This window comes from Nocardia brevicatena NBRC 12119 (assembly GCF_000308495.1).
Lineage (GTDB): Bacteria > Actinomycetota > Actinomycetes > Mycobacteriales > Mycobacteriaceae > Nocardia > Nocardia brevicatena.
In genome coordinates this window covers 42158-55817 of record NZ_BAFU01000066.1, presented here as the reverse complement: position 1 = coordinate 55817, position 13660 = coordinate 42158, and the positions used below count along the sequence as shown (strand labels likewise).

11 protein-coding genes are annotated in these 13660 nt (G+C 68.3%); 6 read left to right on the top strand and 5 right to left on the bottom strand.

Annotated features, from left to right (window positions below):
- Positions 1 to 58 precede the first annotated feature (58 nt).
- Positions 59 to 1294: an MFS transporter gene (locus ON20_RS17880; RefSeq protein WP_051162724.1), complete on the top strand. Its 1236-nt coding sequence runs from the start codon at positions 59 to 61 to the stop codon at positions 1292 to 1294.
- Positions 1295 to 1392: 98 nt separating this feature from the next.
- On the opposite strand, the gene ON20_RS17875 is transcribed toward ON20_RS17880, so the two are convergent.
- Both ON20_RS17875 and ON20_RS17870 read right to left on the bottom strand, forming a co-directional pair.
- Entirely contained in the window at positions 1393 to 1818 is a 426-nt protein-coding gene (locus ON20_RS17875; protein ID WP_040836966.1) for an aldo/keto reductase, read from the bottom strand.
- A 73-nt stretch (positions 1819 to 1891) separates the two neighbouring features.
- The gene (locus ON20_RS17870; RefSeq protein ID WP_040836964.1) at positions 1892 to 2737 is read right to left on the bottom strand and encodes an SDR family oxidoreductase; all 846 of its coding nucleotides are present in this window, start codon (positions 2735 to 2737) and stop codon (positions 1892 to 1894) included.
- 292 nt (positions 2738 to 3029) lie between these two features.
- Between ON20_RS17870 and ON20_RS17865 the strand changes: the two genes are divergently transcribed.
- Together ON20_RS17865 and ON20_RS17860 are read left to right on the top strand one after the other, a co-directional pair.
- Positions 3030 to 6302: an arabinosyltransferase domain-containing protein gene (locus ON20_RS17865; protein WP_040836962.1), complete on the top strand. Its 3273-nt coding sequence runs from the start codon at positions 3030 to 3032 to the stop codon at positions 6300 to 6302.
- 158 nt (positions 6303 to 6460) lie between these two features.
- Positions 6461 to 6733: a hypothetical protein gene (locus tag ON20_RS17860; protein ID WP_157228878.1), complete on the top strand. Its 273-nt coding sequence runs from the start codon at positions 6461 to 6463 to the stop codon at positions 6731 to 6733.
- A 195-nt stretch (positions 6734 to 6928) separates the two neighbouring features.
- Here ON20_RS17860 and ON20_RS17855 read toward each other — a convergent pair whose 3' ends face one another.
- Together ON20_RS17855 and ON20_RS17850 are read right to left on the bottom strand one after the other, a co-directional pair.
- Positions 6929 to 8116: a GDSL-type esterase/lipase family protein gene (locus ON20_RS17855; protein ID WP_040836958.1), complete on the bottom strand. Its 1188-nt coding sequence runs from the start codon at positions 8114 to 8116 to the stop codon at positions 6929 to 6931.
- A 358-nt stretch (positions 8117 to 8474) separates the two neighbouring features.
- Positions 8475 to 9332, bottom strand: coding sequence for a LysR family transcriptional regulator (locus ON20_RS17850; RefSeq protein ID WP_040837027.1), 858 nt, complete (start codon positions 9330 to 9332; stop codon positions 8475 to 8477).
- Between the two features lie 110 nt (positions 9333 to 9442).
- Between ON20_RS17850 and ON20_RS17845 the strand changes: the two genes are divergently transcribed.
- The 3 genes from ON20_RS17845 to ON20_RS17835 all read left to right on the top strand — a co-directional run bounded on the left by ON20_RS17845 (position 9443) and on the right by ON20_RS17835 (position 12814).
- Positions 9443 to 10747, top strand: coding sequence for an NAD(P)/FAD-dependent oxidoreductase (locus ON20_RS17845; protein ID WP_051162735.1), 1305 nt, complete (start codon positions 9443 to 9445; stop codon positions 10745 to 10747).
- 204 nt (positions 10748 to 10951) lie between these two features.
- Complete coding sequence (locus tag ON20_RS17840) at positions 10952 to 11779, top strand: GNAT family N-acetyltransferase (protein WP_040836957.1); 828 nt, start codon at positions 10952 to 10954, stop codon at positions 11777 to 11779.
- 6 nt (positions 11780 to 11785) lie between these two features.
- Positions 11786 to 12814, top strand: coding sequence for a lysophospholipid acyltransferase family protein (locus tag ON20_RS17835; RefSeq protein WP_306306858.1), 1029 nt, complete (start codon positions 11786 to 11788; stop codon positions 12812 to 12814).
- Between the two features lie 124 nt (positions 12815 to 12938).
- Here ON20_RS17835 and ON20_RS17830 read toward each other — a convergent pair whose 3' ends face one another.
- Positions 12939 to 13598 carry an endonuclease V gene (locus ON20_RS17830; protein ID WP_040836954.1) on the bottom strand — a complete coding sequence of 220 codons (660 nt, stop codon included), beginning with the start codon at positions 13596 to 13598 and terminating at the stop codon, positions 12939 to 12941.
- Positions 13599 to 13660: the final 62 nt, after the last annotated feature.

Genomic DNA, 13660 nt, shown 5'->3' with positions numbered 1-13660 from the left:
GAAACTATTATGCCCTACTGTCAAATGGTTGCGTTTTGCTACCGATTCGGGAGGTGTGATGGCGACAGGAGTCACAGGATCGCAGCGATTCGTCTTGGCGCTGGTGTGCGCAGTGGCCGTATCGACGATCTATGCGATCCAGCCGGTATTGGAGGCGGCGGGCGCCGACTTGGGATTGGCGCGCGAGTCACTGGGCGGACTGGTCGCCGCCGGGCAGATCGGCTACTTCGCCGGTCTGGTCCTGCTGGCCCCGCTCGGAGACGTGGTGAATCGTCGTCGCCTCATCACCGTGCACCTGGTACTCACCGCCGCGGGGGCTGCGGTCGCGGCCGCTGCCCCGAACAGTGCCGTCGCGGTGACGGGGCTGGCGATCGCGGGTCTGTTCGCGGTCGTGGTTCAGGTGACCGTCGCCTATGTCGCTGCCATCTCCGCGCCGAGCGAGCGGGGACGCAATATCGGCGCGGTCACCTCGGGTGTGGTGATCGGTATCCTCGGCGTCCGTGTCCTCGCGGGTGTCCTGGGCGACACGGTCGGCTGGCATGCCGTGTACGCGCTGCTCGCCGCGCTCTGCGTGGCTCTGGCCCTCACCGTCCGCGCGACACTCGACCCTGACCACAGAACTCCCGGTATGCGGTACGCGCAGGTGCCGGCATCGCTGGGGCGGCTCGCGCGCACGGACCGCCTGTTCCTGAGCCGAGGCCTGATCACCTTCTTCCTCTTCGCGTCCTTCGGAACCCTTTGGAGCGGGCTCGCCCTCCTCCTCGGCGCCGAGCCCTGGAACTTCGGCACCACGCAGATCGGCCTATTCGGATTGGCGGGCCTGGCCGGAGCGCTCGGCGCCGCCCGCGCGGGGCGATGGGCCGACTCCGGGCACGCGCAGGCGATCACCGGTTCCTCACTGGCGTTGCTCACCGCCTCCTGGCTGCTCATCGCCCGGACCGAAACAACCCTGTGGCTGCTCGTCATCGGCGTCGTCCTGCTCGACTTCGCCGTCCAGGCAGTGCATGTCAGCAGTCAACACCTGCTGACCGCAGCGCACCCGCACCGCACCGGCAGCGTCATAGGCGCCTACATGACCTTCTATTCCCTCGGGTCCGCCCTCGGCGCGATCACGACCACCTGGGCATACGGTACCTGGGGATGGCCGGCCTCCTGCTGGGTCGGCGCGGTCTACTCCCTCTCCGCACTGGTTCTGTGGGGACTGACCCAGGTCACCGGCAGCACCCTCCACAGTGCCGCGAGTTCGCCCTGTCCTCGACCGAGGCATCGAGACGCGGCGCCCCTGCAATGCTGACAAGCAGCCGGTATCGAGGTCGACATCGGCGGTAACCAGGGGTTCCGGTAGATCGCCGAAAAAGCAACGGATATGCCCGTTCTCGCTGGTCGGTGCAGCTACAACGGAGGACTAGAACGAGGCCGGGCAGGCCCCAGGTCGATGTCCGAGTTACCGCACATGGTGTCCGCTATCTGCGGTAAGCGCCAAGGGCCGGATTCCTCGAAATAGTCGGTGCGCAGCCGCCGCAGGCTCTGGTCGAGCGAGCAGGTCAGGTTCTCGCGTTGATTACCCGAGGTATTGGGATCACCAGGGTCGCGGGTCAGCGTGTACTCGGTGCCGATGAGGAATCGGTCGCAGCGGTCGACCACGGAACCGAGCCTCTCCTCACCCGCGCCGTAGGCGGAGGCGGTGTCGACGAAATCGCCTCCCGCGTGGGCGAAGACCTCCAAAATCCGCCGGTACTCGTCGGCGATCGCCATGGTGCCCGGAACGAGTTCGGAGACACGCCATCCGGTTCGGCCGAACAATCGGTATCGCGTCATGACGGCAGTCCGCGCCGGACAACCGGGCCCGAGAGGGACCGGGACAGGGCCACCCTCGGGCGGAGCCGGTCGGTTAGCCGGCGGGTGTGCCGAAGGAAGCCAGGATGGTCTCGGTTCGGGTGCGGGCGGCCTGGGCCATCTCCGGGTGGGTGGTGACATAGACCCGGTCCGATTCGATCGCCGCGACGATGATCTCCGCGGCCTGCTCGGGGGACATGAGGTCCTTGGCCATCTCCTCGACGTGCTGCGCCAACGGCGCGAGTTTTTCCAGCAGCTCGGACGGTAACGCGGCGGCCGCGTCGCCCTGGTCGCGGGAGGAGGCCACGCCATCGATCAGGCCGCGCATCATCCGGGTGTCGACCGGGCCCGGGCATACCGCGGTGACATGCACCCCGGGTGCGAGGAGCTCCAGTTCCGCGTGCAAGGCCTCCGAGATCGACAGGACCGCGTGTTTGCTCGACGCGTACGGCGCGCCGAACGGCCCAGTGGTCAGCCCGGCCAGCGAGGAAGTGTTGACGATATGCCCCCGGCCGGCCGCGATCAGATACGGGACAAACGTGTGGATCCCGTTCACCACACCCTCCACATTGACCGACCACAGCCGCCGCCATTCCGCCGGATCGACTTCCCAACAGGGCCCGCCGGTCGATACACCCGCGTTGTTGACGATGAGATCGACCCGGCCGAATTCGTCCAACGTCCGCTGCGCCAACCGCCGGACCTGGTCGAGATCGGCGACATCGGTGGGTACCGCGAGGGTCGGGTCGCCGATTTCCTCGGCGACCCGCTCGAGCGGCTCCGCGTCGACATCGGCGAGAACCACGCGCAGAGCCCGGCCTGCCAGGGCGGTGGCCAGCGCCTTCCCGATCCCGTTCGCGGCGCCGGTGATGACCGCGACCTGCCCGGCTTCCAACTTCATGGACCCACCTTCCGATACGGATGTCGCCTACCCGAGTGCCCAGGGCGCGGGCAGACCGGTACCCGACCGATCCTCGTCGACGAGACCGGGTGAGCGCATCGCCCTACGGAAACGATTCCGGCTCGTCCCTGAATACCGTATGGGCGAGTCGAACCGAGCCCTCGCGATCAGCGGGCGGCGTGTCGGAGACACGTCCAGAGCCCTACGCACAATATCGGCGGAACAGCCGAGGAAATCCGGAGCGACAGCTGGGGACCGGCCGATACGGGAAGGTCCGTTACGATCACCGCCTGTGGCTGACACTGTGATCTGGACGGTGCGGCCGTCCGTGGACGAACCCGAGCGGTGGGACGGAACCACAGGATGGGCTCGCCCGGTCGCGTGGATCGCGGGCCTGTTGGGGGCAGTGCTCGCGGTGGCGCTGCCGTTCCTACCGGTCGAGATGGAGTCCGCGTCGGTGACCTGGCCGGAGGCCGGGACGGCGGACAGTGTCGAGGCGCCGCTGACCGCCTACGCGCCGGCCGGGCTGTCGGCCCACCTCCCCTGCGCGGCGTTCACCGCGCTCGCCGAATCCGGGGGTGTCGCCGTATCGACCGTGCCGCGGCAGTCGCCGGATATGGAGCGGTACGGGTTCGTGGCGAAGGTTGTCGCCGATACCGTGGACCGCCCGGGGCGGGTCGACATCGTCTCCCGCAATACGCTGCTGTGGTCGGCTCCGCTGGAGACGGTCCGCGGGCAGGGGTGCTCGGTCGGCGTCGAGATGTCCTCGGCGCGGACCGTCGTATCGGTCGACGGGACAACGGTCGCCGGCGCCACCGTCGAGGCCGATATGCGCCCGCAGGTCGTGGGTGTGTTCAGCGAGCTGACCGACACCGTGCCCGGCGATATGCGTGTCGATATCGACGTCGACTCGCGTTTCTCCACCTCGCCGACCCCGCTGAAACTCGCCGTTATCGTGGCCTGCCTGCTCGCGACCGCGGTCGCGCTGGTGGCGCTGCACCGCTTGGACGGCACCGACGGCCGATGGACCCGCCGATTCCTGCCCGCGCGCTGGTGGCGCCTGCGGCCCACCGACCGGGTGGTATTCACGACCCTGCTGGTATGGCATTTCATCGGCGCAAACACCTCCGACGACGGCTACATCCTCGGGATGGCCCGGGATGCCCGCAACTCCGGCTACATGTCGAACTACTACCGGTGGTTCAGCGTCGACGAGGGCCCGTTCTACACCCCCTACACCGACGTGATCTCCTGGCTGACGCATGTGTCGACGGCGAGCCCGTGGGTTCGGCTGCCGACGTTGCTGGTCGCCGTGCTCACCTGGTGGGTGGTCAGCCGCGAGGTGCTGCCCCGGCTCGGCCGCGCCGTGCACAACGACAAGGTCGTGGTGTGGACCGCCGCCCTGGTGTTCCTGGCGTTCTGGCTGCCGTACAACAACGGGCTGCGGGCCGAACCGTTCGTGGCGTTGGGCGTCGTGCTCACCTGGGTGTCGGTCGAACGGGCCCTCGCCACCCGACGGCTGCTGCCCGCGGCGATGGCGATCATCGTCGCCGCGTTCACCCTGACCGTCGCCCCGTCGGGGCTGATCTGTGCCGGCGCGCTGCTGGCGGGTGCCCGGGGGCTGGTCGAGATACTCGTGCGGCGGGCGAGGACCGTCGGGTATCTGCCGTTGCTGCTGCCGGGGCTCGCCGCGGGCCTGGTCGTACTGGCCGTGGTATTCGCCGATCGGACCCTGGCGGCGGTGCTCGAAATGGTGCGGGTGCACGGGCGGATCGGTCCGGGCGAACCGTGGTTCTTCGAATTCCTGCGCTACCAGTATCTGCTGCAGCTCAATGCCGACGGCTGGCTCACCCGGCGTTTCGGCATGTTCGTAATGCTGTTGGGCCTGCTCGTCTGCGTGGTGACGATGCTGCGCCGCGGCGGCCACATCCCGGGGACGGCGGTGGGACCGTCGCGGCGTGTCATCGGCATCACCGTCGCCGCGATGGCGCTGATGATGTTCTCCCCCACCAAATGGACCCACCAATTCGGGGTTTTCGTCGGACTAGGCACCTGCGTCGCCGCCCTGACGGCCGTCGCCGTCGGCCCGCGGGTCATGCGGCCGCTGCGGAACCGGGCGCTGTTCGCCGCCGCGGTCTTTTTCGCGCTGGCCATGACCTTTGTGGGCGCCAACGGCTACTGGTATGTGTCCTCGTGGGGGGTCCCCTGGTGGGACAAGCCGCCCACTCTGGCGGGAACGGGCCTGTCGACCGTGGCGGCGGCCGCGACGGTGTTCGCGCTGGCCGTGGCCGCCTGGTTCCATATCCGGCCGGAGACGCGACCGCGTCGGGCGCACCAACTGCCGGCTCGTATACCGATCCTGGTGGTCGCGTCGGCGGTCATGGTGCTGTTCGTGGTGCTGTCGTTCGTCAAGGCGGCCCTCGCCCAGTACCCGGCGTATTCGCTGACGAAATCCAATGTGGCCGCGGCGTTCTCCGGCGGGTGCGGTCTGGCCGACGACGTACTCGTGGAAACCGACCCCAACGCGTCCATGCTGCGGCCGCTGTCCGGCGATATCGCCACCGCCCTGGCCGGAACCGAGCCCACCGGCTTCGATCCGAACGGTGTCGCGTCGGTGCTGGCCTCCGACGAGGTCGAAACCACCACCGGCCGAGCCAACTCGGTCTCCGACAACCCGGACGAACTGCGCGACGCCGCCCGGTCCGCGGGTTCCCAATCGGATACCTCGCGGGGCACCGGAGTCAACGGCGGCAGCGTCGCCCTGCCCTTTGGGCTCGACCCCGCGAGCACCCCTATTCTCGGCAGCTACCAGGATGGCGACCAGACCCCCGCCGCGCTGACCACCGGCTGGTACGGCCTCCCCGACACCAGCACCGGCGAGCGCGGGAAGATCATCGCCATCGCCGTGGCCGGCCGAATCCGTTCCGTCGACTCCGACGGCATCGAGCACTACGGTCAGAGCCTCGAACTCGAATACGGCCGGACCCGGCCCGACGGCAGTGTGCAGGCCCTGGGGCGGGCGCTGCCGATCGATATCGGCCCCTCCCCGATGTGGCGCAACCTGCGTGTACCGCTGGACCGGCTGTCCGGCGACGCCGACGCGGTACGCCTGGTGGCCGATGACCGGGATCTGAACCAGGATCAATGGCTCGCGGTCACCCCGCCGCGCGTCCCGCGGACGACCACGCTGAACGACCTGGTCGGCTCGCGCACCCCGGTTCTGCTCGACTGGGCCGTCGGCCTGAACTTCCCCTGCCAGAACCACCTGCCCACCCGGGCCGGTGTCTCCCAACTGCCCGAATATCGCATCCTGCCCGACCGCAACGGCGCCACCATCACCAACCTGTGGCAAGGCCATGACGGGGGTGGCCCGCTCGGCTGGACGCAGCTCCTGTTCACCGCGCGCACCCTGCCCGCCTATCTGAACGACGACTGGGACCGCGACTGGGGTTCGGTCGAGCGGTTCATCCCGCTCGACCGCGACGCCCGGCCCGCCCGGATCTCACTCGACCCGGTGCGCCGAGGGGGGATGTGGAGCCCCGGGCACATCATCACCGCCTATTGACGGACGTCCCTCAGGAAGGCTGTGAGCTCCCAGCGGAGTCACAGCCGGCCGACACCGGGTCCGCAGCGAGCGGAACCAGCGTTGCGACTGTCGGAAAGTTGGTTTGCGGATCGACGAAACAGGCAGCGAGACAAAGAGTTCCAGTGAAGCTGAATTCGATGGCCAAGTTCGCGGCCGCCGTGTGCGGTATCGGTATCGCCGGTGCCGCGGTGGGCGGCGCGGCGGCCGCGCCGGTACACGCGGAGAAGAGGATCATCGTCAACGGTCAGGAACGCCCCGATGTCGACCGTGTGATCCTGCGCGAGAACATCGAACGCGAACTGCCCGGCTACCGTCTGCCCGACGGCAGCCCGGGTGTGCTGATCCTGCGCAACGGGGAGGTCCGGCCCGCGCCGCGAGGAGCCGTTCTCGACCAGCGGCCCCGCTCGTGAACCATCCGAACAGCCGAACCAAGCGACTCGAGTGCCACATCCCTCGCCACTCGGGTCACCGGTGGCGCTCTCTGCCCAGGGCATGACCACCGGCAGCTTCGACGCTCACTGCCCGACCGTCGAGGCGCCCACCGGCCCGGCCGCGACACGCGTGCCGGGCCGGTGGACATTTGTCCGAACCTTCGGGCCGTGCTCTCAGGGTCTCCGGTCCGTCGAGAAGGGCCCGCTACCGCCGAAGACCAGCTTGGTGAAGCGCTCCCCGATGAGCCGGTGGGTGGCGGCGTCCGGGTGTAGCCCGTCGGGTAGCGGCAGCTCGGCGAAATCCTTCGGCCCGTACAGCTGCATACCGTCGAGGTAGTGCAGATTCGGGTCCTCGGCGGCCCGCTGCTCCACGATTCGGGACAGTTCCTCCCGAATGACGGTGAGCGTCAACTTCCCCGCCGCGCGTTCGCCCGGCTCGCCGGTGGCCCGGAACCGCAACTCTCCGGCGCGGAGGGCCTCCAGGTCGAACGCGCCCGGGCCGGGGGTGTCCTCGTGGATGGGGCAGTAGAAGGGTGACACCACCAACAGCGGCGCGGTGGGATGGCCTTCCCGAATGGTGTCGAGGAACCCGTGCACCGCCGGGGTGAAGGCACGCAGCCGCATCACATCGGAGTTGACCAGGTTGATGCCCATCTCGAGACCGATCAGATCGGCGGGGGTATCGCGGATGGTGCGGGCGGTGAACGGGTCGAGCAGGGCGCTGCCTGCCAGACCGAGGTTGATCAGCTCGACTCCGTCGAGGCCGGCCGCCACGGCGGGCCAGGTGCTCGACGGGCCGGCGGCATTGGAGCCCTGGCTGATCGAACTGCCGTGGTGCAGCCACACTCGTCGGTCGGTATCCACCACCGGTTCGATCTCGGCGTCGGCGCGCAGCGCGACCAATTCGGTGGTCTCGTTGTACGGCAGCCAGATCTCGACGTCCTTGAGCCGCTCGGGGAGACCCGTGAAGCGGAGTGTGGCGATTTGGCCGGGACGGTCCTCGACGGCGCCGGTCATCAGGTCGACGAGCTGTATCCGGCCGTCGGTGGTGAAGACCCGGTCGGTGCGATGGCCGTCGACGACCAGGTCGTATCTGCCCTCCGGGCGTGGCGGAGCGCCCACGTAGACGCGCTTGCCGGGCAGGGTGTCGAGTTCGAGGGCCGTGGCGCGGGTGCGGAAGACCACCCGCACCCCGGAGGGCTGCGACTCCGCCATCGTCAACTGTGGATCCGAGCACTGGGCGCGCGCCCACGCGGGTAGCCGGTGGGGTAGCACGCCGTGTTCGGTGCGCTCCAGTTCCAGGGCGCCGCGCAGGAGGTTCGGGGTGATGGCCGTGCTGATCCAGTGGGGCTCGGTGTGCATCGCCTCTGCCTGTTGGTCGGGTTCAGGACGGTCTGTTGATACCACCTGTCCCGGTCCGCCCCGGAGCCGGGCGATGGACCGGGCCGTGGAGCGGTTCCCGGATCACGTCGAACGCGGCATCAAGACTGTCCACGACCAGTGTGGTCGGGGAAGATTGGAGATTCCTCATTGCGTTCCTCGGTATCGGCTGCCGGACGTCATAGTGGCTCACTTGTTTCCAGGTAGGGATGGCCATCCCGGGGGCCTGTTGCGTTTGTTCTCGTGTCGCCTGGTTGCTCCGGGTGAGCACGGGGGAGGGGACTGGTGCCGAAGGGCCGGCACTACGGCTCGGCAGTTGTCGATCGCGTCGAGAGTGGAGCTAGGCGGAGTGCAGGGCGTCCAGCAGGGTGGTCAGGATCGGGGAGCGACGCGTGTCCGAGCGCAGGACCGCGGAAACCGGTATGCGCAGGCGGTGGTCGGCGAGGGTCATGGTGGCGATTCCTTCGGTGGGGCTGTTGGCGTAGAGCACCGTCCAGGCGTCGGGATGGTTGATGAGCTCCATGGTGGCGGTGTGGTCGGGGGGAATGGGTGGGCCGTAGGTGGGGCCGACGGGGAGATCGGCGAAGGCGTTGCGGATCACGGTGTGCAGGAGGACCTGCTCGGATTCCGGGGGTAGGAGTAGCGGGTAGTTGCCGAGTTCGTGCAGGGTGACATCGGTGCGGCCGGCGAGGGGGTGGGTGGGGGCGGTGGCGAGCATGAGGTCCTCGATCCAGAGTTTCTCCACGGTGAGGCCGGGCTGGTCGACGCTGCCGCGGATGAGTGCCAGGTCACAGTCGCCGTCGGCGACGGCGGCTATACGCTGGCGGAAGGGTTTGATGACGAATTCGATCTCCGCGCCCGGATGGGCTTCGCGGGCACCCGCGATGGCCGACAGGGAGCGAGTGGCGAAGGACATATTCGCGGCCAGTCGGATTCTCGGCCCGGATGTGCGCACCGCGGCCCGGATGGCGGACTCGAGGCTGAGCATCTGCTTGGCCAGGGGCAGGAGTTTGGTGCTGGCGTCGGTGGGGGCGACGGAGCGGGTCGAGCGTTCGAAGAGTTGGACGCCGAGGTCGTGTTCCAGACGGGCGATCTGGTGGCTGATCGCCGACTGTGAGATGAAACACCGTGCCGCGGCCCGGCTGAAACTGAGCTCCTCGCACACCGCGACGAAGTACGTGAGCTGGCGAAGCTCCACTTCGATCTCCATTCATGAGCGATACAGATAAGAGTCTCCTTAATTATGCGCTCTGAAGGTTGAAATATCTCTGTCGATAATTACGGTTCGTCATGGTGAAGGAGGCTGATATGCAAAACATCGCTATGGTCGACACCGGAAACGAGTATGCGGATGTCGTCATCGTCGGATCGGGCTTCGGCGGGCTTGCCGCCGCCAAGCAGCTGGCCAAGTCGGGTGTGGACTATGTATTGATCTCGAGCACGCCGGAACACCTGTTCCAGCCGTTGCTCTACCAGGTCGCCACCGGGGTGTTGGCGTCCGACGAGATCGCGCCCCCCATCGCGGGCGTTCTGCGCCGCAACCGTGAGGCCGACGTGCGGCTGGGCAAGGTCGTCGGGATAGACCCGGATATCGCCGAACTCACCTACGAGACCGCCGAGGGCACCCGCCGTATCCGCTACGGTTCGCTGATCGCCGCCACCGGCGCGAGCCAGTCGTATTTCGGGCGCGACGATTTCGCCGACAAGACCTTCTCGCTGAAAACCATCGACGACGCCAAGCTATTACGGGCCCAGATCGAGCGTGTCTTCACCGAGGCCGAGAAGGCCGATCCGGAAACCCGGGCCAAGCTGCTGAGCTTCGTGGTGGTGGGCGCGGGCGCGACCGGTGTCGAAGTCGCGGGCCAGCTCACCGAACTCGCCAAACGCTACTACAAGCAGGACGTCTCGGTGACCCTGGTGGAAGGCGCGGGCGAGGTGCTGCCGCCGTTCGGCGGCGGGCTGTCGGAATACGCGAAGAAATCGCTGAGCCGCAGCGGGGTGGAGGTGCTGCTCGGCACCTTTGTCACCGATATCGAAGACGGCCGGGTGACCGTCAAGGACAAGGGCGGCGTCGAACGGCAGATCGAGGCCGAGACCATCGTGTGGTCGGCCGGTGTGCAGGCGGGCGGGTTCACGGCCCTGTTGGCCCAGGCCACCGGTTGCGAAACCGACCGGGCCGGGCGGCTGCTCGTCAACCAGGACCTCACCGTCGGCGGCTACGCCGATATCTACGCCATCGGCGATATGACCTCGCTCAACGGCTACCCCGGCCAGTCACCGGTGGCCATGCAGGAAGGGCGCCACGTCGCCGACATCATTCGCCGCAAAACCCTCCCCGGCACCCCGTTCGTGTACTGGGACAAGGGCAGCATGGCGGTGATCAGCCGGTTCAGCGCGGTTGCCAAACTCAACGACCACATCAAGTTCCGCGGCGTCATCGCCTGGTTCATGTGGTTGGCGGTGCACCTGTTCTACCTGGTGGGATTCCGGAACCGGTTCGTGGCCGTGCTGTCGTGGCTGGTGGCGTTCATCGGGACGGGGCGGCCCGGCTTCGCGGAAGTCGAGAAGGAGGCCAAGCGGAGGTCGTCGGAGCGGACACGCGCCGCGGCGTGAGAGTCGGCGCCCGAATACGGTGGGGAACACGGCCGGTGCGGGGCGGCCGCGCCGACTCGGGAGAAGCCGACGCGGACCCGCGACGAACGGCCGTCGACGCCGTGGTGAATACCGGGTGTGACGTACATCTCGTTCACCGAGTCGGCATCGACGCGACACCCGGCGGACGCTCCGACGCAGTGTGCGAATGGCCTGCTTACGGGTATGGCTATTACGTCCCTGCCGACTGCCCCGGCCCGACCGACGGACAGCGGGGAACAGAGGTCCGGATACGCACTGGTCGTCTCCTCCGACGCCGAACACCGCCGGGCGGCCCAACGGCTCCGGTACAACGTCTTCGCCGCCGAACCCGGGTTCCGGATCCCGGACAACGGCACCGGGCTCGATGCCGACCACTTCGACGAACACTGTGATCACCTGCTGGTCCGCGACGAACTGACCGACGAGTTCGTCGGCTGCTACCGAATGCTGCCGCCGGACAAGGTCACCGCGGCCGGCGGGTACTACACGGCCACCGAATTCGATCTCACCGACCTGGATCCCGCCGGTATGCGGATCGTGGAGATGGGCCGCGCCTGCGTGGTGCCCGAACACCGCAACGGTTCGGTGCTCACCCTGATGTGGGCGGGGATCCTGCACTACATCCAGCTCACCGGATACGAGTGGGTGATGGGCTGCGTCTCGGTGCCCATGCAGGACACGCCCACCGATCCGGTAGGGGTGAACGTGCGGGGCGTACGGGACTTCGTCCTGGCCCGACACGGCTGCGAGCCCACGCGGCGGGTGCGACCGTACCGTCCGGTGGTGGTGGACGGTCGTCCGTTGGACGAGTTGGCCTCACCCCCGCGCCCGAAGCTGCCGCCCCTGCTGCGAGGGTACCTGCGGCTCAATGCCGAGATCTGCGGTGAGCCCGCGCACGACCCCGATTTCGCGGTCGCGGATTTCGTGGCACTGCTCGGCCTGGACACCATCAACACCCGATACCTCGACCGGTTGCGCGGCGCCGCCGCGGCCTTCGACGGCGGGCGGTGAGTCCCGGTGGTGTTCCGGCCGAAGACGATCGAGCGAGTCGCGTCGGCGGCTGCTCCGGGCGAGGGCGTCGTGGCGCTGCCGGCGGTGGAGCACGCCGCCGAAACCGTGCCGGTATCCCCCATGCACGCCTGGATGCCGTTGAGCCCCTGTGCGTCCGGATGTGTGCGGCACACCGGGGAGGCGGGTGTGCTGCGAGCCGCCGGGCGAGTGGTGGCCGTGGTCGCGGTGCTGGTGACATATCCGCTGGTTCACCTGCTGACACCGGCCGGTCTGCGTTCCGGCGTACAGCGGCGTTTCGCCCGGTTCCTGTTGCGCGGCTGCGGTATCCGGCTTCGGGTGGTCGATCTGCGGGTATCGGCGAACGATGACGAGGCCGGCGACCGAGCCGAGCCGCGGGCGCGGTCCCGGGCTCCGCGGTATGCCGAGCCCGGGACCGGGGTCCTGGTCGTTGCCGGGCATATCGGCTGGACCGATATTCTCGCGCTGGCCGCCGTGCAGCCGCTCGGTTTCGTCGCTCGGGCGGATCTGATCGACTGGCCGCTGTTGGGCGGGCTCGCCCGGCTGATGCGGGTGGTGCCGATCGACCGGGAGCGGTTGCGTCGCCTGCCCGATGTTGTAGACCAGGTGTCGAAACGGTTGGCGGCCGGGGAACGGATCGGTGTCTTCCCCGAGGGCACCACCTGGTGCGGACGCGCCTACGGTCGTCTGCGGCCCGCCCTCTTTCAGGCTGCGGTCGATACCGCGACCCCGGTGCAGCCCGTCCGCCTGCGCTATCTCGACCGGAGTGGAAACGATTCCACCGTACCGGGTTTCGTCGGCGACGATACCCTCCTGGCCTCGGCGAGACGAGTACTGCGGTCGCGCGGGGTCACCGCGGAACTGGTGTTGGCGCCGCTCGAACAGCCGGGAACCGATCGCCGGGAGCTCGCGCTGCGCTGTGAACGCGCGGTACGTGCCACGGATTTGACGGATGCGGAGCATGCGGTACTCGCCGAGGCGAACCGCCACGTGAACGAATCGGCTCGCACGGCCTGATGTTTCCACGTTGCTCTCGGCCGCATCCGGCCGGGACGGGTTCGGCCGATCCCATGTCCACTGTCCGGCAGCTCTCGTCGCGGCAGGCGGCGAGAATCACGGTGAGACCCTGGCAGGGCCAGGTTCAGGCGGTACGGCCGAGATGGTCCGCCGTTCGGGTGGTTTCGGGTAGGCGGTATTTCGGGGCGAGACGCAGGATGAGGTCGCAGGCGGTGTCGAGGTCGGTACGGTGGCCGACCGAGACGAAGACCGGTTTGACGTTCGCCTGGGTGCGCAGAGCGCGGCCGACAGGTTCGTCGTCCAGGAGCAGGGGGGTGTGATCGCCGCGGTGGATGCCGGGTTGGTCGTAGGAGCCGACGGCGGTTTTGCCCACGCCGATGCTGGGGAGGTCGGTCAGGACGCCGAGATGGCAGGCGAGGCCGAATCGGCGGGGGTGGGCCAGGCCGTGGCCGTCGCAGACCAGGATGTCCGGCTCGATGTCGAGGCGAGTGAGGGCCTGCAGCAGCGGGGGAGCTTCCCGGAAGGCGAACAGGCCGGAGATATAAGGGAATTCGGCTCTGCCGTGGACCACGGCGGTATCCAGGACGCTCAGACTCGTCACATCCACGACCGTGACCACGGCGATGAGCCGGTCGTTGTCGCGATAGGCCACGTCCAGACCGGCGGCCGTCCGGATGCCGGCCGGTCCGGGCTCGACGCGGACCAGCCGGCGCAGGCGCTGCTGAATGGCGAGGGCCTCCTGTTCGGTGGACGGCCAGTCGTGCAGCTTCCGGACAGAGGGCATGAGGTGATGGTATGTGCCGTGAACCCGCGGCATCGGTACGGCGGATCGGCCCCTGACATCCG